This window comes from Roseburia sp. AM16-25 (genome assembly GCF_003473825.1).
Lineage (GTDB): Bacteria > Bacillota > Clostridia > Lachnospirales > Lachnospiraceae > Pararoseburia > Pararoseburia lenta.
Genome location: NZ_QUCW01000002.1, coordinates 39,538 through 59,121, shown reverse-complemented (window position 1 = coordinate 59,121; position 19,584 = coordinate 39,538). Strand labels below are relative to the sequence as shown.

General features: G+C 47.3%; 18 protein-coding genes. 2 read left to right on the top strand and 16 right to left on the bottom strand.

The features are described 5' to 3' along the window. Positions 1-5: 5 nt before the first annotated feature. The 6 genes from DW183_RS04165 to DW183_RS04140 all read right to left on the bottom strand — a co-directional run bounded on the left by DW183_RS04165 (position 6) and on the right by DW183_RS04140 (position 7,661). On the bottom strand, positions 6-911 hold the full coding sequence (locus DW183_RS04165) for a dihydroorotate dehydrogenase (RefSeq protein ID WP_118280762.1): 906 nt from the start codon (positions 909-911) through the stop codon (positions 6-8). Then, a complete protein-coding gene (locus DW183_RS04160; RefSeq protein ID WP_118280761.1) occupies positions 911-1,675 on the bottom strand; it encodes a dihydroorotate dehydrogenase electron transfer subunit in 765 nt (254 codons plus the stop codon). Before DW183_RS04160 ends, DW183_RS04165 begins: the two co-directional genes overlap by 1 nt. 15 nt (positions 1,676-1,690) lie before the next feature. Next, the gene (gene pyrF / locus DW183_RS04155; RefSeq protein WP_118280760.1) at positions 1,691-2,632 is read right to left on the bottom strand and encodes an orotidine-5'-phosphate decarboxylase; all 942 of its coding nucleotides are present in this window, start codon (positions 2,630-2,632) and stop codon (positions 1,691-1,693) included. Between the two features lie 44 nt (positions 2,633-2,676). Continuing rightward, positions 2,677-3,954, bottom strand: coding sequence for a dihydroorotase (locus DW183_RS04150; protein WP_118280759.1), 1,278 nt, complete (start codon positions 3,952-3,954; stop codon positions 2,677-2,679). Positions 3,955-4,058: 104 nt separating this feature from the next. Further along, entirely contained in the window at positions 4,059-6,434 is a 2,376-nt protein-coding gene (locus tag DW183_RS04145) for a ribonucleoside triphosphate reductase (protein ID WP_118280758.1), read from the bottom strand. Between the two features lie 246 nt (positions 6,435-6,680). Beyond that, positions 6,681-7,661 carry a tetratricopeptide repeat protein gene (locus tag DW183_RS04140; RefSeq protein WP_158573013.1) on the bottom strand — a complete coding sequence of 327 codons (981 nt, stop codon included), beginning with the start codon at positions 7,659-7,661 and terminating at the stop codon, positions 6,681-6,683. 140 nt (positions 7,662-7,801) lie between these two features. Between DW183_RS04140 and DW183_RS04135 the strand changes: the two genes are divergently transcribed. After that, complete coding sequence (locus tag DW183_RS04135; RefSeq protein ID WP_118280756.1) at positions 7,802-8,836, top strand: N-acetylmuramoyl-L-alanine amidase; 1,035 nt, start codon at positions 7,802-7,804, stop codon at positions 8,834-8,836. Between the two features lie 60 nt (positions 8,837-8,896). On the opposite strand, the gene DW183_RS04130 is transcribed toward DW183_RS04135, so the two are convergent. From DW183_RS04130 to DW183_RS12410, 9 genes are all read right to left on the bottom strand, one after another. Then, entirely contained in the window at positions 8,897-10,177 is a 1,281-nt protein-coding gene (locus tag DW183_RS04130; RefSeq protein WP_118280755.1) for an HlyC/CorC family transporter, read from the bottom strand. 106 nt (positions 10,178-10,283) lie between these two features. Further along, complete coding sequence (locus DW183_RS04125; RefSeq protein WP_118280754.1) at positions 10,284-13,232, bottom strand: right-handed parallel beta-helix repeat-containing protein; 2,949 nt, start codon at positions 13,230-13,232, stop codon at positions 10,284-10,286. A gap of 29 nt (positions 13,233-13,261) precedes the next feature. Further along, positions 13,262-13,855, bottom strand: a complete 594-nt coding sequence (locus DW183_RS04120; RefSeq protein WP_118280753.1) for a hypothetical protein — start codon at positions 13,853-13,855, stop codon at positions 13,262-13,264. Continuing rightward, positions 13,852-14,346, bottom strand: a complete 495-nt coding sequence (locus DW183_RS04115; protein ID WP_118280752.1) for a hypothetical protein — start codon at positions 14,344-14,346, stop codon at positions 13,852-13,854. The genes DW183_RS04120 and DW183_RS04115 overlap by 4 nt, the downstream gene beginning before the upstream one ends. A gap of 9 nt (positions 14,347-14,355) precedes the next feature. Further along, complete coding sequence (locus DW183_RS12415) at positions 14,356-14,496, bottom strand: hypothetical protein (protein WP_158573012.1); 141 nt, start codon at positions 14,494-14,496, stop codon at positions 14,356-14,358. Positions 14,497-14,629: 133 nt separating this feature from the next. Then, entirely contained in the window at positions 14,630-14,965 is a 336-nt protein-coding gene (locus DW183_RS04110; protein WP_118280751.1) for a hypothetical protein, read from the bottom strand. Positions 14,966-14,980: 15 nt separating this feature from the next. Further along, entirely contained in the window at positions 14,981-16,318 is a 1,338-nt protein-coding gene (locus DW183_RS04105) for a hypothetical protein (protein WP_118280750.1), read from the bottom strand. Next, positions 16,293-17,330, bottom strand: coding sequence for an ATPase, T2SS/T4P/T4SS family (locus tag DW183_RS04100; protein ID WP_158573011.1), 1,038 nt, complete (start codon positions 17,328-17,330; stop codon positions 16,293-16,295). The genes DW183_RS04105 and DW183_RS04100 overlap by 26 nt, the downstream gene beginning before the upstream one ends. Positions 17,331-17,340: 10 nt before the next feature. Beyond that, positions 17,341-17,505, bottom strand: coding sequence for a hypothetical protein (locus DW183_RS12410; protein ID WP_158573010.1), 165 nt, complete (start codon positions 17,503-17,505; stop codon positions 17,341-17,343). Positions 17,506-17,788: 283 nt separating this feature from the next. On the opposite strand from DW183_RS12410, the gene DW183_RS04095 reads away from it, so the two are divergent. After that, complete coding sequence (locus DW183_RS04095; protein WP_118280748.1) at positions 17,789-18,310, top strand: peptidylprolyl isomerase; 522 nt, start codon at positions 17,789-17,791, stop codon at positions 18,308-18,310. Between the two features lie 72 nt (positions 18,311-18,382). Here DW183_RS04095 and DW183_RS04090 read toward each other — a convergent pair whose 3' ends face one another. Continuing rightward, positions 18,383-19,573 carry a hypothetical protein gene (locus DW183_RS04090; RefSeq protein ID WP_118280747.1) on the bottom strand — a complete coding sequence of 397 codons (1,191 nt, stop codon included), beginning with the start codon at positions 19,571-19,573 and terminating at the stop codon, positions 18,383-18,385. Between the last annotated feature and the right edge of the window lie 11 nt (positions 19,574-19,584).

Sequence of the window (19,584 nt, the reverse complement as noted above, 5' to 3'; positions counted from 1 at the left end):
GCTCCTTAATGTACCGCTCCGATCAGATCCTGCACATTTTCCACATGCATACGTTTCATATAATCTTCGATGCCATCTGCGATCTCAAGGGTTGCCATCGGGTTATAGAAATTGGCGGTTCCTACCGATACCGCTGTAGCACCTGCTAAGATCATCTCGATCGCATCCTCGGCATTTTCAATACCACCCATACCAATGATCGGAAGTTTCACTGCCTGTGCCACCTGATAGACCATGCGTACCGCGATCGGATGCACTGCCGGTCCGGACATACCGCCTGTCTTATTTGCCAATGCAAAAGTCTGGCGATTGATATCGATCTTCATACCGGTCAGGGTATTGATCAAAGAAAGGACATCTGCACCGCCTGCTTCTGCCGCGCGTGCCATCTCCGTAATGTCTGTTACATTCGGGCTGAGTTTCATAATAACCGGCTGTTTTGCATGCTTTTTCACTTCTTTGGTGATCGCCTCTACCGCCTTTGGATCCTGTCCAAAAGCAATACCGCCTTCTTTGACGTTCGGGCAGGAAATATTGATTTCCAACATATCCACACGCTTTTCCTGTCCCAGACATTCCACAACCTCCAGATAATCTGCCGTAGTCTTTCCACAGACATTAACGATCACCTTGGTATCATAGCCTTCCAAAAAAGGCAGATCTCTCTGGCAGAAAACATCAATGCCCGGATTTTGCAGTCCGATGGCATTGAGCATACCGCTGCGCACTTCCGCCACACGCGGTGTCGCATTGCCCGGCCACGGCACATTTGCCACGCCCTTTGTCACGACCGCACCCAGACGGTTCAGATCTACGAACTCACTATATTCGGCTCCGGATCCAAAGGTTCCTGATGCCACCATGACTGGATTTTTTAAGGTTACCCCTGCTAAATTTACCTGTGTATTCATTAGAGTTCCACCTCCTCAGCCAGAAATACCGGACCATCCTTGCAGACCCTTGCATTATGCACATGAGAATGTGCATCTACTTCCTTGGTCTGGCAGACACAGCCCAGACATGCACCAATGCCGCAAGCCATCCGTTCTTCCATAGAAATATAGCACTTGATGCCCTTTTCTTCCGCAAACTTCTTAACGGCAGCAAGCATAGGCTTTGGACCGCAAGCATAGATGACATCCCCAGTCACATTCTTTTGCCGTAAGACATCCACGACCGTACCGTGTAGCCCAACCGAGCCATCATCCGTTGCGATCTCCACCTGTCCGTATGATTCAAATTGCTCTTTTAAAAACAACTGATCATCCCGATAGCCCAGAACGATTGTTGAATCCTGTTTTAATTGTTTTGCTAATTCTAACATCGGAGGCACGCCGATACCGCCACCGATTACGATTGGATGCTGACCTTCGAGTGGAAAGCCATTTCCCAAAGGTCCCAGAATCCTGACCTGTTCGTCTGTCTGCAGTTTGGAAAATTCTTTTGTTCCTTTTCCTGCCAGCCGGTAGACCAAACGAATGGCGTTTCTGTCGGTATCGATCTGACAAATGCTGATCGGTCTCGGTAAGAGGCGGCTTCCTTCCCCACAATAAAGGGATACGAACTGTCCCGCTGCCGCTTCCTTTGCAACATTGGTCGCCAGCCACATACTGTAGACACTTTCTGCCAATATGGTCTGTTCTAATACGGTTGCCATTTCCTGAATCTTTGCCATAACATGTACTCCTTGTTAATTTAATGCTGACTTAATATCCGCAATCATGGCTTCAACCGCCATACGACTCGCATCTGCAAAATTCTCTTCCGTAATGCCCTTTGCCTGATACTGTTCCTGCTTATAGGCTGCGATGATACCACGGGAGGAATTGACGATAGCGCCCAGACCATCCTTGTCAAAGAAATGTACCAGATCTGCACCCTTGCCGCCCTGTGCGCCATATCCCGGAACCAGGATATAAGACTTTGGCATCAATTCACGCAATACCTTTCCCATTTCCGGATAGGTGGCTCCTACAACAGCACCGACATAACTGTAGTCATCACCCATGCAGTCGCTACCCCATTTATCAACCATCTGTCCGACAAATTCATATAGAGGTCTCTGCTTGCCCTCATCATCCGTGATCACGCGATCCTGAAATTCTCCACTGGACGGATTGGAGGTCTTGACCAATACAAAGATTCCCTTTTTCTCCTCTTTGCAGACTTTGACAAACGGCTCAATGCCATCACTGCCCAAATATGGATTGACAGTCGCAAAGTCCTCATCAAATGGTGTCAGCACCTTACTTCCTACGGCGACTTGACCCAAATGCGCTGTCGCATAGGCTGCGGATGTGGAACCGATATCTCCACGTTTTACATCACCGATCACGACCAGATCCTTTTCGTGGCAGTAGTCTACGGTCTTTTTAAAAGCTGCAAGCCCCGGCAGTCCGAACTGCTCGTACATAGCGATCTGTGGCTTTACCGCAGGGATCAGATCATAGGTTGCATCTATGATTGCCTTGTTGTATGCAAAAATGGCATCTGCCACTGCCTCTAAAGACTCACCCTTTTCTGCCACGGCTGCATCCAGCAGGTGCGTTGGCAGATAAGAAAGCATAGGGTCTAAGCCGACCACGATCGGTGCGCCTGTCTTTTTAATTTTTTCATTTAACTTGTTGATCATATCTCTATCCTCACTCTTTTTATTCTTTTCCTATGATACCCCAGTTACTTCTGATAAACAATACGTCCATCCAAAATCGTACCAACCACACGACCGGTCACTTTTCTTCCCTCAAACGGCATATTCTTTCCCTTGCTGGCAAATTCTGCTGCATTGATTTCGTAAGTATCCTTTGGATCAAAGATCGTGATATCTGCAAGGTGTCCTACGCTGATATCTCCCTTGTTAATGCCAAGGATACGCGCCGGGTTGGTACTCATTTTCTCTGCCATACCCATCGGGGTCAGATAACCTGTTTTTACAAGTTCGGTAAAGGTAAGTGCTGCCGCCGTCTCCATACCTACGATGCCAAACGGTGCGCTCTTTAGATCTTTTGCCTTTTCCTCTGCCGTATGCGGTGCATGGTCGGTAGAGATCACTTCCATAATGTCGTCGCGCAGACCTGCCTTTAAGGCATCCACATCCGCCTTGGTACGCAGTGGCGGGTTCATCTTATAATTGGCATCCCCTTCCACAATATCATCTTCCGTCAGTGTAAAATGATGCGGACATACTTCACCGCTGACCTTGATACCCTTTTTCTTGGCATCACGCACCAGTTCTACCGATTCCTTGGTAGAGCAGTGACAAAGGTGGAGTCTTGCACCGGTCTCCTCCGCCAGCATGATGTCACGGGCTACGATCACGTTCTCTACGGCATTGGAAATACCGGATACGCCAAGTTCCTTTGACTTATTTCCTTGATTGATGACACCGCCCTGCACCAGATTGATGTCCTCGCAATGTGCCAGTACCGGGATGTCTGCCTTTGCTACGATCTTCATGGCTTCCCGGTAAAGTCCCGAATCCATAACGCTCTTGCCGTCCTCGGAGATTGCCGGGATACCGGCTTTTATCATGCCGGATAGGTCTGACAATTCCTTACCCTCCATGCCTTTTGTCACAGAACCCACCTGCAATACATGGGTCAGCCCAACCTCTGCTGCCTTATCATGCACATAGTGGATGACTTCCGGGCAATCGGCGACCGGCTTGGTATTTGGCATGGCAACGATCGTGGTATATCCCCCATGTGCTGCTGCCCGCGATCCGGTCTCAATGTCTTCTTTTGCGGTAAGTCCCGGGTCGCGCAGATGCACATGCAGATCGATAAATCCCGGAAAAACATAGCAGCCGCTGGCGTCGATCACCTGATCGTCCGCTCCTGCCGCCAGATCCTTTTGCATCTTTGTCACGCGATCTCCTTCCACATAAAGATCCATGACCTCATCCGTTCCTGTCGGTGGATTTAAAATGTGTCCGTTTTTGATTAAAATTCCCATCTTTCACTCCTGTTCACAGGGACGTTCCTTTTGCCACAAGGATTGTCCCCTTTGGTCTTTTTCAAAAAGAAGGGACGAAAGGTTATGCCTTCGCCCCTCAAATGCTATTGTTGTACCAGTGTCTCATCCACAAACTTTTGAATGTTGGATGCGTTCACATATTTCTTGGTATGTTCTCCGTCTACCACAACAAGCGTCGGTGCCTGCATAACACCATACTGCTGTGTCAGTTCCACATTTTCCTCTGCGTCGATCACAACGTATTCCTGATCCTTTAAGATCTCCTTTGCCATGGCGCAGTTTGGACAAGTCTTTGTGGTAAAGAGATATTTTACACTATGCAAAGGCTGGATCTTGACATCATCTTCCGTGATTGTCACCAAACTCTTTGCCGGCTTTTTCAAAACAGACTTCTTGATGTCATATAACTTTCTGTTCTTGTATTCCTGGGTCTTACCCTCGTTCCAGTTCTGTACCGGACGATAGTAGCCTGTGATACGGGAATATACTTCTGCCTTTGCTCCACAATGCGGGCAGGTAAAATGCTCGCCTGCGATATATCCATGCTCCTTACATACAGAATAGGTCGGAGACAAGGTGTAATACGGCAACTTGTAATTTTCTGCGATAGTGCGAACCAGTTTTGCCGCTGACTCCCATGTGTCTAACTTTTCACCCAGGAATGCATGGAATACGGTTCCTGAAGTGTAAAGGGTCTGCAAGTCATCCTGAATATCCAATGCGTCAAAAATGTCGGATGTGTATTCTACCGGCAAGTGTGAACTGTTGGTATAGAAAGGTGTATCTCCTTCCTTGCCTGCCGTCTTGATATCCGGGAACTGTGCAACATCATGCTTTGCCAGACGATAAGTCGTAGACTCAGCCGGTGTTGCCTCCAGATTGTAAAGATCACCGTATTCTTCCTGGTAATCAGACAGGCGCTCGCGCATATGGTTGAGGACGTCCTTGGTAAACTGCTGTGTCTCTTCATGTGTCAGATCCATGCCAAGCCACTTTGCATTGAGTCCCACTTCGTTCATACCAATCAGACCGATCGTTGAAAAATGGTTGTCAAAGGTTCCCAGATAACGCTTGGTATATGGATAAAGACCTTCATTTAAAAGTTTGGTGATGACACCACGCTTGATCTTTAAGGATCTTGCGGCAATATCCATCATATGATCCAGTCTTGCATAAAAGTCTGCCTCGTCCTTTGCCAGATATGCGATACGCGGCATGTTGATCGTAACAACGCCAACAGATCCGGTACTTTCACCTGAGCCAAAGAAACCACCGGATTTCTTGCGGAGTTCTCTCAAGTCCAGACGCAACCTACAGCACATAGAACGCACATCGCTCGGCTCCATGTCACTGTTGATATAATTTGAAAAATACGGTGTACCGTATTTTGCGGTCATTTCAAAGAGTAGTCTGTTGTTCTCGGTATCAGACCAGTCAAAATCTCTTGTAATAGAATAAGTAGGGATCGGATACTGGAATCCACGACCATTGGCATCGCCCTCGATCATGATCTCAAGGAATGCACGGTTGACCATATCCATTTCCTTCTTGCAGTCCTTGTACTTAAAGTCCATTTCCTTGCCGCCGACGATAGCAGGTAATTCTGCAAGATCTGCCGGAACGGTCCAGTCCAAAGTAATGTTGGAGAATGGTGCCTGTGTTCCCCAACGGCTCGGTGTATTTACTCCGTAAATAAATGCTTCGATACATTTTTTCACTTCGCGGTAGGTCAGATTGTCTACCTTTACGAATGGTGCCAGATAGGTGTCAAAAGAAGAGAAAGCCTGTGCTCCTGCCCATTCGTTCTGCATGATGCCGAGGAAGTTTACCATCTGATTGCAAAGCACGGATAAATGTGCTGCCGGAGCAGATGTGATCTTGCCGGAAATACCGCCCAGGCCTTCCTGAATCAACTGCTTCAAAGACCAGCCTGCACAATAACCGGTCAACATAGACAGATCATGGATGTGGATGTCCGCATTGCGGTGTGCCTCTGCGATCTCCTCATCATAGATCTCGGAAAGCCAGTAATTTGCCGTCACTGCGCCGGAATTGCTTAAGATCAGACCTCCTACAGAATAAGTAACGGTAGAATTTTCCTTTACACGCCAGTCTTCCACCTTTACATAACTATTGATAACGTCCTTGTAGTCTAAGATCGTAGACTTCATATTACGCATCTTTTCACGCTGCTTACGATACAGGATATATGCCTTAGCGACCTCGGTATAACCGGTCTGCTCCAAAACGGTCTCAACACTGTCCTGGATCGCCTCTACCGATACCTTTCCGTCCTTGATCTTATCCTGAAAATGCGCAGATACGCGCAAAGACAATAAACCAATGATATCATCATTATAAGACATCTGTGTCGCATCAAATGCCTTGGCGATCGCATCATTGATCTTCCCCAAGTTGAACTCTGTTACTTGTCCATCCCTTTTCACAACTTCAAACATTTCCTAATCCACCTTTCAAAATCCCTTGGTTCTCCAAACTCCATACATGTAAGCGACATGTTTCTCGTTCAAACGCTATTTATGTATAAATTCTATCAAAATATGGTGCATGGGTCAATATCATTTCACTATATATAGTATTTTCGTCATTTTGACGACAAATACAAAAAATCCCCATGAAAAGCCGATTTCATGGGGTATTTTGTCACTTATTCATTTTGCATTTAATAAATCAATGCAAAAATTTTATCTAGTTTGTAGAAAAGTCTGCTCTCTTAAGGCTGCCTGATCCGTCGGATATTTTGCCAGATATTCTGTCATCTTCTCCTTGGCACTGCTAAAATCGCCTGTGTATTCCAGTGCTACGATCTCCCCCTTGAGCAGATCCTGCATCGCGGTATCATCTTCTTTTTTGATGCCTTCCTGATAATACTCCAATGCCTTGTCATAATTGCCCGCCTTGATCTCCATATTACCAAGAAGTGCCAGTGCCTCTGCCGAAGGCTTTTCTTCCTTGACATACTCTGCTAAAAGTTTGGATGCGCTGTCGCTGTCCCCGGATGCCTCATAAGTCTCTGCCAGATAGACCTTAGCGTCTGACGCCTTCTTCTCTACTGCCGTCTGCAAATATTCGATCGCCTGCTTATAGTCTCCCTGTTCCAGATAGATCCGTCCTTTGCCCAGATAGTCCTCACCGCTTTTTCCTTCCAGAGCCAGTGCCTCATCCAAGAAATTATCGCCCTCATCTTCCATCCCGGAGGCTTTCAGATTCTGGCTGATCAAAATATATAATTCGTAATTGCTGCCGGCGCGCTTGACCGCTTCTTCATAGTCTTTGATTGCCTTTTCCTTCTCTCCCTCGTTCAGATAAACGCTGCCCCGTAAAAAGCAGGGACGATAATCGGTCTCATCATAATCAACAATCGAGTCATAGACGGCTATGGTTTCCTTTAGATTGCCCTGTGCATACTCTGCTGCCGCCTTATAAAAACAGATATCCACGACATTCGCATCCACTTTTGCACCGGATAACTGCAATGCCGCATCAAAGGATTCTACCGCTGTCTTGTAATCTGCCGACTGCATGGCAGTAATGCCTGCCTCTTTCTTTTCTTCCATCTGCTGTGTCGTCTTGCTGCCACATGCACTCAAAAGCCCCAGACACAAAGTCAGACCAAGGGTTGCCCCCGCCAGACGTTTTATGACATTTTTGCATTCTTTACACATTTTAAAAAACTTCCTTTTATCTTGCATTTCATCTTTTTTCACTCCATTTATCATACCAAAACTATAGTTTTTTGTATAGAATGGTTCACATTTTATTTGTATTCGCATAGGCTATTAAAAACATATGCAAAGGTTTTCTCATGTCAAAGACCATCATTATAGATCCGGGCCATGGCGGTTTCGACCCCGGTGCCGTCTATGAAAACAGAAAAGAAAAAGATGACAACTTGAGATTAGCCCTGGCAGTAGGTCAGGAATTACAAAACGCAGGATATCAGATCATCTACACACGCACAGACGATCGTTACGATTCACCTTACGACAAAGCGCAGATCGCAAACTCTGCGGGTGGGGATCTGTTTTTATCCTTCCATCGTAATTTTGCCGAAACTCCAGATCTCTATCAGGGTGTGCAAGCCCTTGTATATGATAAAAATCCTCTGGCGCTCCGCGTTGCCAAAAATGTCAATGAAAACTTGGAGGAGATCGGATTTAAAAATCTGGGCATTGAATCCCGCAAGGAACTCGTTGTGCTCCGCCGCACTTCCATGCCTGCTGTTCTCTTAGAAGTCGGCTTTATCAATTCCAAAGAGGACAACCGACTTTTCGATGAGAATTTTGATGCTATTGCCCGCGCCATTGCAGATGGTGTGATGGCTGCTCTGCCACTGCGGACGACACATGCCCCGACGGCTTCTACAGAGCAGGTTCCCCCTATACCGCAGACCACTTCTGATGCTTCTCAGACGACTTCCGGCAAAACAAACCAAATGAGTGCAGATGCGCAACATGCTCCTGTGGAGGCAGCCTCTGCACCTGTGGAAAAGGCACGATCCATCGCACCGGAAGCCAGTCCGTCCGATCCGGTGGCTGACATGCGCCGGCAGCTTGCCGATGCGCCCTGTGAACCACTGCCTATGCCGGAAGAAAAACCAATGCCTCGTATGTGGTATTATGTGCAGGTTGGTCTTTTCCGCTATCCGGAGAATGCGGTCTACCTGATGGAGCAATTAAAGGGGCAGGGATATTCCGCAGTCTGGAAACGCATCGGCGGACTGATCGCCATCTGGGTCGGCCCTGTCGATAACTTGGACGAAGCCGTTGCCCTGCAGAGAAAACTGCAAAATGACGGCTATGAGACATTGATCGTCACGGATGACTATATCGGGAAGTAATAAAAATGCCAGAACCTGTTTTGATCCGGTTCTGGCATTTCTTTTCTCATTTTATGTTTTCTATACTTCTTCTGCTTTTTCCTCGTCCGACTTTGGCAGTTTGATATGCACTTTGGTGATACGCTTCTTATCCACGCCCTCTACCCGAAGCATCACACCATCCCCGGTCACATAGACTTCTCCCTTTTGTGGGAAATGATCGAAAAGCCCGGTCAGATAACCACCGATGGTATCATAATCTTCTGAGGTAAAGGCAAGGTGCAGTTCATCACACAGATCTTCCAGATTCATAGAACCAAGGACATCATACTCCCTGTCGCTGATCCGGATGAGATCGTCTTCCTCATTTCCGTCAAATTCATCACGGATTTCGCCCACCAATTCTTCCAGGAGGTCTTCTAGGGTCACAAGTCCTGCCACTGCACCGTATTCATCCAGCACGATTGCAAGGCTTAAGCGCTCCTTTCGCATCTCCTCAAACAATTCCGAGGTATTCTTCTGTTCATAGGTAAAATATACTTTTCGCAGATAATCACGGATGGAAAAATCCTCTCCGCGCGGTGCTAGGATCATATCCTTCATATTGATCAGACCGATGATATTGTCCGTGTCTCCCTCATAGACCGGCAGTCGCGTGAACATATCCTCTTTAAAAGTTTCCACTAATTTGTCATAGGACCAGTTCACATTGACCATGGTCATATCAATACGGGGTATCATGATCTCCTTGGCGGTCGCATCCGTAAAATCAAAGATGTTATGGATATACTCTCGTTCTTCTCCCTCAATCTCGCCACTCTCATGGCTGGCATCTACCATGATGCGCAATTCTTCCTCGGTAATGGCTCCCTCATTCTGGTTGGGATCTACGCGAAGCAGACGTAAAAATGCCAAAGATAACTTGTTGGTTAAAAAGATCACCGGTGTCAAAATCACCATTAAGCCCCAAATGATCTTTGCATAAGACAAAGATATCTTGGTCGCATTGAGTGTTGCCAGTGTCTTCGGCGAGATCTCACCAAAGATCAGGATCAGCAGGGTCAAAAGTCCTGTTGCTACCCCTGCGCCCACACTGCCCAACAGGCGTATGGCAAGTGTCGTTGCCAGTGATGATGCTGACAGGTTGACTACATTATTGCCGATCAGTATCGCCGACAGCATCTTTGCCGAATCATCTGTTACCTTGAGCACACACTGTGCCCGCTTATCGCCATCTTCTGCCATAGATTTCATTTTGATCTTGTTGACGGTTGTCAGCGCTGTTTCCGCAGAAGAAAAGAACGCAGATAAAAGTAAAAGAACAACCAAGATCACTAACTGAAGTATCGAGACGGTATCCAAAAAACATCACTCCTTTTTCTTTCTTATAATAATATCTCGTTATTTCATTTTATTATATATTTTTTCTTTTAGAAATCAAGCAATACCAAGGATATTCCTCGTATTTTCACTCGGATAAAGACAGTTCATAAGAAAAAACCGGCTCTTCCTCCTCCTGTGCCGTGAAAGTCTGTAAGATTTTCTCTTTACAGGCAGGATCGACATACCAAAGCGACTCCTCCATCAGCCCGCCTGCTTCTTCTGTCTTCTTATTATAATAGGTCTGGTCGATCTTTCGCAGTACAATGGCATTGCCATCCCGATACTGTCCCTGATAAATACCGCTTTCTGTGATGCCCATCTTGACCAGACGCTCTGTCATGTTTCCGGCACCATCCACTGCCTTATAGCGTGCCGTCACATATCCTTTCTCCCCCAGAGAAAGCAGCGTTTTTTCATCCGGCAGTTCCACATCCAGTACCAGATTTTCCCTATCCTCGGCATCACTTGCTCCGGCTGTTCTTAGGACTTCCTGTTTTGTCACCGCACCTGCCTTGACTTGATTTTTTGACCAGTAGCGGTTTTTTGCAGAGATCTCCGGCGGTCTGTCCCAGACACTGTAAAAGGTCAAGGGCTCTAATCTGCCGTCGACATCTACTTTTTCTGTTCCACTTTCCAAAGCCTGCATGCCCCAGGCATTTAAGTCTGCCGGGCTGCCGACAGCAAGCACATCCGCATCCTTATAAATGGCATCCTCCCGCATTGCCCAGCCCATATGGGCATAGGTCTTTCTTTCCAATACTTTCTCGGCAAAATTTTCATCCCATACCAGACTTTCTTCTATGCGCGCAAAGGTATTCTCCGGTAAAGAAACCGTCTTTTTACAATCACGGATCCTATAATCTTCCCCGGCAGTCTGACCGTTTCCACATATGAGAACATCCGCTATCACGTCATAGTTCGCATAAAAACAATAGTCCTTTGTGCATGCCTCTGCGGAAAATACCTTATCCTGTCCGATCTGCCAGAATTCCTCTGTCGTTTTGGCAGTCTGCCTCCACCCGGTCTGCTCCAGAGAAGTAAAGACTCTTCCATCATAAAAGACCGCTAAGGCAGGTGCACTTATGGTCTGCTCCTCTTTCCAGTACAGGGGCTTTTGCTCCGGCAGGGAAAATGTTACATGGGGATTGTCCAGATTTCCCTCAAAAGCAATCGTATATGTCTCAGATACAATGACCTGTCCGACAGACGCATTAGATCCTGTGCCCGCCCGAAGGATGGCAGACCGGTATTTCCCCTGCCCCGCATTCCAAGTCTTTGTATGCGTATTGGTCAGAGTAAATTTTTCTTTCATCCGGTCTGCCGTATTCTGGGTCTTATCATAATCGCAGGAAAGGACAAGCCTCCCCGGCTCCGGGCATTCTTCTTCCAACGTCAGGGAGATCTTTGAAAGATTTTGGGATAGCGCACCGGACAGTCTTAGGCTCCTGTCTTTTGCCAGCCATATCCCCTTGCCGCAGATGGCGGTTTCCCCGGATAGATGATATTCTCCTTTTTGCAAAATATCATACGAGTTGTTTCTCTCCATCCTGCCATCTTTTTGCGCGCAGTATGCCCCATCTACATTGTCGATCCCCGTCCCATTATCATAGATGGCACAGGCGGTCACAGAGAGATTTCCGCTGTTGCAGATGGCAGTCGTATTATTGTGCAGACTGCTTTTTTCTATCTCTCCGGTCGGACGATTGAAAAAGCCATGTATCAGCCCATGTGTATTGCCATAGATCTTGCAGGCATCCAAAAGATAGGTAGACCATGGCTCATTTGCCGTAGCCAAAACGCCGGTCAGACTATCTTTGATATGACACTGGCGGATCTCAATGCGATTGGCAGCATTAAGCCACAGCCCGCAATTTGCCCCCTGCATACTGCATCCTTTGGCACTGCCGCTCGCCTGCCCCATATAAGCAATGCCCGCACCGCCATAGAGCCATTTACTGCCGTCATAGCGTGGTGCTTGCGCCGAACAGTCTGTCAGATACATTCCGCCATCCGTGACCATAAATCCCCAGGATGAGTCATAAGCCACGCAGTTATTGCAGATCAGCGTTGCTCCCCTGCCATCCGTATTCCTTGCAAAAAATGCTGCACCATCACAGTTATATGCCCGACAGTTGTTAAAGACGCCGACTGCCGGGAAGCCCGAGCCATTTTCCGATACGATATTAAACCCGGTGCCACCGCCCAGATGGTCTACCCCGATATAGCCATAATTCCAGTTATTGCAGATAGTCGTATCACTGCCATACCATGATGCATTGATACAATCCACGGCAGAAGAACCACCTTCCGCTGCTGCACCATTATTTCTGTGGTTGTTTCCATTGAGTGTCAGATTGCCCTCTGTGATCAGGGTTGCACCATTCTGCACCGTGACCATGGGTCCCGGCTGTGACAGATAATTGACCATCTGATGTCCGTTGCCGTTGATGGTAAAACAGGCACCGTCTGTGATCAGCCAGCGTTCTGTTATCGGAATATCCTCCAAGAGGACAAATTTTTTCGCCCCATTTAACCATGCGCCCACGACAAAATCCGTCCAGGAAGAACACATCCAATAGTCGTAGAACCAGCCACCGCCATAACTTGTGACCGACATGCTCTGTTCCGGCATACTTATCCCGTCTTGCAACTCCGCGCCTGTGCCTTCCTCTACTGTCGCGGCTTGCGAATCTATGTCCGCGCGCGATTTCTCGTTTTCTGCGGTTTGCATCTCTTCGTCCGTGTATGTCACCTCGCTTTCTGTGTCTTCCATCTCTAAGTCATATCCTATCTGTCGGTCGTCTGCTTCTGCCACCATTCCTTCCATGTTTGTCTTAGACATCGCCCCATCTTCCCGATCGAAAGCCAACTTTTCTGCATCCTGGTGCTCCACCAATTCCACCTCTGTGCTCTCTGCCCGAACCGGCAATACATTTCCACCGCCAGATATGACCGTAAGCACCAGCAAAAACATAGCACAAATCCTTTTCCCCTGTTTTCGTTTTTCCTGTTTTTCTCGCAATCTTCTTCTCATGGTTCCTCCCCATTTTTCTATGATCTCATTTACTCAAAACACGCATAATAGGTCTGTGTTTCCTTTACCTGCGCAGGAAATGCTTCCCCGCTCCACTGATCTGCCTGTCTTGACCAGCCTAAAAACTTTCGCCCCTCGACCGCCGGGGTCTGCGGTAAGATAAAGTCTGCTCCATCCTCTACCCGGTATGCCTGCCACAGTCTGTCATCCACATAAAAACGCACCTCATGATCTTCTTTTTCCATCTTCTGATCCCACAGGGCAGTTTTTATCACTTGACAGGTTCCCTCTGTTCCATTGGGATGCCGGTAGGTCTCGGTCACCCCCACGGACAGCAGACCATTTTTGCTATCCACACCGTAGATCTCCACCTTACACTCCCCTTTGATTCCAAGCCCCTGCATTTTCTCTTTTAAGATCCGGCAAAAAGCATCCGCCCATGCCTCGTCATCCTTTATACTTTCTGCCTGCATCCATTGTTCCTGCATGGTCTGATCCAAAGCCAGACTGACCGCCTCCTCCAAGGTCTTTTCATGGTCTGTCCTTCCTTCGACGGTCAGAAACATGAGCACGGAAAGAAACAAGATCGCCGCAGAAACGATACCATACACGATATATTTCATCCTTGTTCTCCTTCTTCCACACGCAGATAGATCCAACCATTCTGACTTGCCCCCTGCGCATCCCAAAGCATGACTTTTGCCCGATAGATGCCGCTACGCTCAAAGCAATAGTTTTCTTCTCCCGCCGCATCTTCCTGCGCTTTTACCACTTCCCTGCTGTCGGTATCCTCGATCCAAAGGATGGAAAAAGACGCCTCCTCTCCCCTGGCATCCCTTGCTAAGATCATATCCTTTGCCTGATAGGACTTCCCGACCAAAAGCGTCTGCGTGGTTGCTGTCGGGACCGAATCTTCTTTTGCCCTTCGGATGGCTTGATCGGAAGTTGTCATCCCATATGTCTCCTGTCCCATCTTCTCTTTCATCTGCTTTCCCAGTGTCCGAGGCAGCCCCTTTTCTCCTGCAAAAGACAGGCAAAAGAATAAGGTCAGCAAAGCCCCTGCTACCACCATGGCAAGCATAGTCCTACCATAGTTTCTTATAATTTCTGTCATATTCTCCCCTTATCCAAACATCTGCTCTAATGCCAGCGCCAACCCCATGCCAAAAGGACTTTTTATCTCTTGCCAGAACAAGATCCCCAACATGACGGTCGTAACGACCGCTAGCAACATTTCCCCATAAGTATCCATAATCTCTTTCATCCCACTTCTCCTCTCTTTACATACAAAATGCCTGTATTGCCAAAAGAAAGACGCCACAAATACTGCCGCCGATGACACTGTAAAAAAGCGCCATCCCATAATCCCGCATAATTTCCTGCATATAGTTCCCCCTTTACCATAAATCCACCGCAATCCTTCTGGTATTTTCCAGATCAAAAAAGGAAATCCCATAGTCATAGGTCAGCGTCATACTTCCATAGGCTGCCTGCTTACTTTCCCCCGGTCGATAAACTTCCACACTAAGGTCATAGTCCATTTCTCTTGCATCTGCCTGACAGGCTTCGATCACATCCTCTGCAAAATGTGCTGCCTCGATCCTTTCGGCACTGGCAGTCAGAAAGGCATTTGCATTTCGCGCTGATACCGATGTCGCCGTAATGCCGATTCCCGTAACCGTCAAAAGCATGAGACAGAAAACCCCGATAAATGATTTTATAATGACTTCCATAAACTTTCCCCTTTCCTACATCTGCAAGATACTGCTTGCCATCATGACATAAAAGAGCATGACCATATCCACTAACATCTTGGCTCCCCCGGTCAACTGCGGTGCTAAAAATAAGGCATAGAGCCCACCTAAGGCATCCTCGTTTTTCATCTTCTGTGCCTGATCGAAAAGCAGTTGATTTCTACGGATAATATCACTGATCTGGCTGGACGCATTGCCCCCGGTGCCCTCCGACAAAGAATAAAGCATCTTCATGGAGGACTGTACTTCCGGCAGGGCATAGGTCTGCAAAAATGCCAGATAGGGCTCCATGTCTGTCGGTTTCTGCTGCAGATCCTGTATCAGTTGGCGCAGTTCCGGCTTTAAGAGCAGGGGTGCTTCCTCATAGGATTCCATGATCGCCACCTGCACATTTTCACTCTGCAGGAGCAAAGACACTTCTAAGAGCCACTGCGGAAAGACCTTTTGCAGGGCACGGGTCACCTTTCTTTTTGCAATGCCATAGCCCAATTCTCTTTTGCCTGCCGCATCACACCGCTTTACTTTTTCATACTGGCGGAGTAAGTCTTTCTCATCGCAGGTCTTTTCCATACTGCCACTTGCCAGTTTCTTATCCGCCACATAAAAGATCCACAGATCGATCAAAAGCGTGGCAAGGGTTGTGACCTTAACCAGGGCATAATCGGAGATTGTCATAGAAATGCCGTTTGCCACATAGACAAAGGCAGAACACAAAAGCAAAGATACGACGACCGAGACCAAGATCTGCGTCCGCTTTCTCTTTTTCTCCTTTAAAAGTTCATATTCCCGGTCTGCCCACATGCGCCTGGCATCCAGCATCAGTAAGATAGCCTCCCCATATTCTCCCCCATTTTGTTCTACCTGCAAGGCAAAACGGTGCATGGTTGCCATCTGCTGCAGGGGATATTCCTGCTCGATACGCGACAGCGCCTTCGCCTCCACCTGATTTTCCCCATAGGTCTTTTCAATATAGGTGATCGCATCCCTGATACAGGTATGCATCCTGCCCTTTGCCAAAAGTTTTTCTACATCCTTTAAGGTCACCAGCACCTTGCCCGATTTTTGAAAAGAGTACAAAAACTGCTCCATATAGGTGTTTGCTTCCACAAACTGCAACTGCCCATAGCGGTTGCGATAGAGATTGCGCAGAAAAAAGGGAAACAGAAAGGCACACCAGCCACACAAAAGGACAAGATAGATCCCATCCAGATGAAAATACTGCCCCAGCAAAAGGGCAAATGCCACCACAACACCATACATCCCCAGACTTTTCTTCCAGGAAAAAACATAGCCATATTGATACAATTCATCCCATAGCAACTTTCGCTTCATAATACGTTCCCTTCCTCTCTCCCCATGCATCGGAAATCACTTTTCCATCTTCTACCACGATCTGCACCTGATTTTTTCCATCTTCTCTGGAAAAAAAGCAGACCTGATCGATATATCTGCTGATCTGATAACGCTCCATGCTATCTTTCCAGCCGCGCCTGCGCACCAGAATTCCAACATCAATAAAGGAATAAATATCATTTTCCATGCGTCCGGCATCCCGCTCATTTCCCGCCATATTTAACATACGATCCGGTATCTTTCTCACATCCGACGTGTGCAGAGTCGTCATGCCGTGTACCCCCGTACTCAGACACTCCATCAGATAGACCACTTCCTTAGACCTAGTCTCCGAGAGCATGATCCACTTAGGATTCAGGCGCAGACAGGTCTTGATCGCCTGCGTGTAGTCCATCTGCCGGTTGATCCGCAGTTCCAGACAATCATGGTCTGGATGCATACTGGGATAATGCCATTCCGTCGTATCCTCGATCGTGATCACACGCTCATCCTCCGGGATATAACCGGATAAAAATTTACAGAGTTCCGTTTTGCCCGCTCCCGGTTCGCCTACCACTACAATATTTTTATGGTCTGCCACACAGGACAAAAGCAGGTCTAAAACCTCCTCTTTGCAATAGCCTTCTGCGATCATCTGTCTGGCATGCAGCCGCACATAGGGCAGGGACTTGCGGATGCAGATGCTGCGCCCGGTCAGACACACAGACTCATGCACAATGGTAATGCGCAGACTTGCCGTCTCTGCCTCCAAGACCGGATTTTGCCGGTTGAATGCCTTGCTCACACCATTTGCCACGCGCCCGGTAAACTGGTCCACGAAATCCTGACTTAAGATCAGATCTTTGCATACATGACGACAATTATCGCTGTCCGTGATCCAGACCTCTCTGCCGTTGTAATCCACATCCGTCACATCATCATCGATAATATAGGGATAAAGCGGTCCGAAAAAATCACCACTTTTACCCAATGCGATCATCCGTTCACTCATGTCGTCCCCCTTACAGCGCATTCTTCGTGAAGAAATACGTCAGTAACTGGGAAAAAGCCCCACCGACAATACTGTTTTGATCCTTACCGATCAGTGTCGAAACCAAGATCAACATTGCTCCGATCACAACCACGGTGATCATAGCTGGTCCATATTCTTTAATAATATCCTGCATATTCTCTCATCCTTTCATTTTTGCATAAAAGGACATAAAGCATACCCAAATCGGAATAAGCCGGCGATACGCCGTCGAAAAAAGATGCCATCTCATAAGATGGTGAGATTGATATTAACAAGTCTTTTTCCTTTTGGCAAGACCTTTTTGAATTATTTCAAAAGTCTGACAAAAGCCAATATTATTTTTTCTTTACTCCATCCCTCATATGACCTATAATATATTGCATATTTCGTTGTTGTTATCGGCAGCGACAATTTTTTAGAAAGAAGAGGTATTTCATATGGCACAGAATCCTATCGTAACCATAGAAATGGAAAATGGCGACATCATGAAAGCAGAATTATATCCTGATGTTGCACCAAACACAGTCAACAACTTTATCTCCTTGGTAAACAAGGGCTACTATGATGGTATTATCTTCCATCGTGTGATCCGCGGCTTTATGCTGCAGGGCGGCGATCCGACCGGCACAGGTACCGGCGGTCCTGGCTATTCCATTGCCGGAGAATTTTCTCACAATGGTTTCCAGAATGACCTCAAGCATACACCGGGTGTCCTTTCCATGGCACGCACCATGGTCCCGGATTCCGCTGGCAGCCAGTTCTTTATCATGCACCAGACCAGCCCACACTTGGACGGCGAGTACGCGGCCTTTGGTCAGATCATCGAGGGCATGGATGTAGTCAACAAGATTGCTGAGACCGCAACCGATTACTCTGATCGTCCTTTAGAGGAACAGAAAATGAAAAAAGTGACCGTCGAGACTTTCGGCGTAGATTATCCGGAACCGGAAAAATGCTAATAGGCTAATAAAAAGACAGATGCCTGGGCGCTTATCTTGCACCAGAGCATCCGTCTTTTTTATTGTCATTTTTTATTTGTCATCATCCATAAATACCGAGAAAGATGTTTTGCCTAATACATCATTGACAAAGCCTTCGGTATCGTCTCGTACCTCTTTCCAGTCAAGGGCTTCCAGATTATGAATGTAGTCCGCCTGATCGCCGAAAAGATCCGGCAGTCCTTCGGTCACCTTCCTCATCTGCCCTTTAAAATATCCTTTTGCCATCGTATCTCCGTCACAGGTCATGACCATATCGGTAGCCTTCAGGCTAAATCCATCCTCTGCCTCCTGCCATGTGATATGGGATGTCATCTTGTACTGTTTGCCGGTATTGGCATAGTAGGTCATTTCCGCATCGATCCAATGAGAATAGTCGGGATTGCGCACCATCTTCATTTCTACGCGCTCATCGTCCGGCAGTTCATAATACATATAGGCAGTGCCGACATCCTCGCCATCAACGACCATGGATGCACCATCTAAGACATCCGACATATCCACAGAAAGCCTGCGCAAATGGTTGTGCTTGGTCAGATACATGGAGCAGACCACATCATAATCCGGGGCATCAATTCCTAAAAGATCCCAGATAAACTGTCCACATCCCTGCGGAATGGTGATCACAAACTCCTCACTGACCGTGCCATCTTCATCTTCGATGGTCTTACCCGTCTGATCGATGGAGATCTGCTTGGTCAGGTCTGCAATATCCTGCATATGATCCTTGAACCATGTTTTATCGATATCAGAAGTCAGATCCGGCATTTTCAAAAAGAGATCCTGCCCCGTCGGGAAGGCATAGCCAATATCATCCCCCAAAAGCGGGGCTTCCATGTAGACCGTCTGATCCTCTGCATAAAAATCCAACTCGCCCATATCGACCCACAAAAGATCCATATCCATCTTGGAAGAAATGCGCTTTTGTGCAAAAGACCGCTTGGCATCCACATCAAAATAGATGGAAGATTTTACCTGCTGCATACCGGAAAGTCCTACTTTACCAGTCAGTTCGGTATCTCCATTGCCATAGTCACGGCACATCTCCATAATATCAATATCATGCAAAAGATAGCCCGGATTTTTCAGTGTGACCTCCATAAAATAAATGGAGGATAAAAGTAAGCGGGAACTTGGTTGCTGCGCCCAAGTATAAAATGCCCCACCGGCGACCACGATAAGTGCTGCCAAAATCCCTAATATGATCTTGCCTCTTTTTTTCATAGGCCTTCCCT

Bases quoted from the DNA above. Each gene is read 5' to 3' on its own strand.
- DW183_RS04095 (WP_118280748.1), top strand. From the start codon at position 17,789: ATGGCACAGAATCCTATCGTAACCATAGAAATGGAAAATGGCGACATC.
- DW183_RS04105 (WP_118280750.1), bottom strand. From the start codon at position 16,318: ATGAAGCGAAAGTTGCTATGGGATGAATTGTATCAATATGGCTATGTT.
- pyrF (WP_118280760.1), bottom strand. From the start codon at position 2,632: ATGATCAACAAGTTAAATGAAAAAATTAAAAAGACAGGCGCACCGATC.
- DW183_RS12415 (WP_158573012.1), bottom strand. From the start codon at position 14,496: ATGAAAGAGATTATGGATACTTATGGGGAAATGTTGCTAGCGGTCGTT.
- DW183_RS04160 (WP_118280761.1), bottom strand. From the start codon at position 1,675: ATGGCAAAGATTCAGGAAATGGCAACCGTATTAGAACAGACCATATTG.
- DW183_RS04135 (WP_118280756.1), top strand. From the start codon at position 7,802: ATGTCAAAGACCATCATTATAGATCCGGGCCATGGCGGTTTCGACCCC.
- DW183_RS04145 (WP_118280758.1), bottom strand. From the start codon at position 6,434: ATGTTTGAAGTTGTGAAAAGGGATGGACAAGTAACAGAGTTCAACTTG.
- DW183_RS04110 (WP_118280751.1), bottom strand. From the start codon at position 14,965: ATGGAAGTCATTATAAAATCATTTATCGGGGTTTTCTGTCTCATGCTT.
- DW183_RS04150 (WP_118280759.1), bottom strand. From the start codon at position 3,954: ATGGGAATTTTAATCAAAAACGGACACATTTTAAATCCACCGACAGGA.
- DW183_RS04165 (WP_118280762.1), bottom strand. From the start codon at position 911: ATGAATACACAGGTAAATTTAGCAGGGGTAACCTTAAAAAATCCAGTC.
- DW183_RS04115 (WP_118280752.1), bottom strand. From the start codon at position 14,346: ATGACAGAAATTATAAGAAACTATGGTAGGACTATGCTTGCCATGGTG.
- DW183_RS04100 (WP_158573011.1), bottom strand. From the start codon at position 17,330: ATGAGTGAACGGATGATCGCATTGGGTAAAAGTGGTGATTTTTTCGGA.
- DW183_RS04125 (WP_118280754.1), bottom strand. From the start codon at position 13,232: ATGAGAAGAAGATTGCGAGAAAAACAGGAAAAACGAAAACAGGGGAAA.
- DW183_RS04120 (WP_118280753.1), bottom strand. From the start codon at position 13,855: ATGAAATATATCGTGTATGGTATCGTTTCTGCGGCGATCTTGTTTCTT.
- DW183_RS04090 (WP_118280747.1), bottom strand. From the start codon at position 19,573: ATGAAAAAAAGAGGCAAGATCATATTAGGGATTTTGGCAGCACTTATC.
- DW183_RS04140 (WP_158573013.1), bottom strand. From the start codon at position 7,661: ATGTGTAAAGAATGCAAAAATGTCATAAAACGTCTGGCGGGGGCAACC.
- DW183_RS12410 (WP_158573010.1), bottom strand. From the start codon at position 17,505: ATGCAGGATATTATTAAAGAATATGGACCAGCTATGATCACCGTGGTT.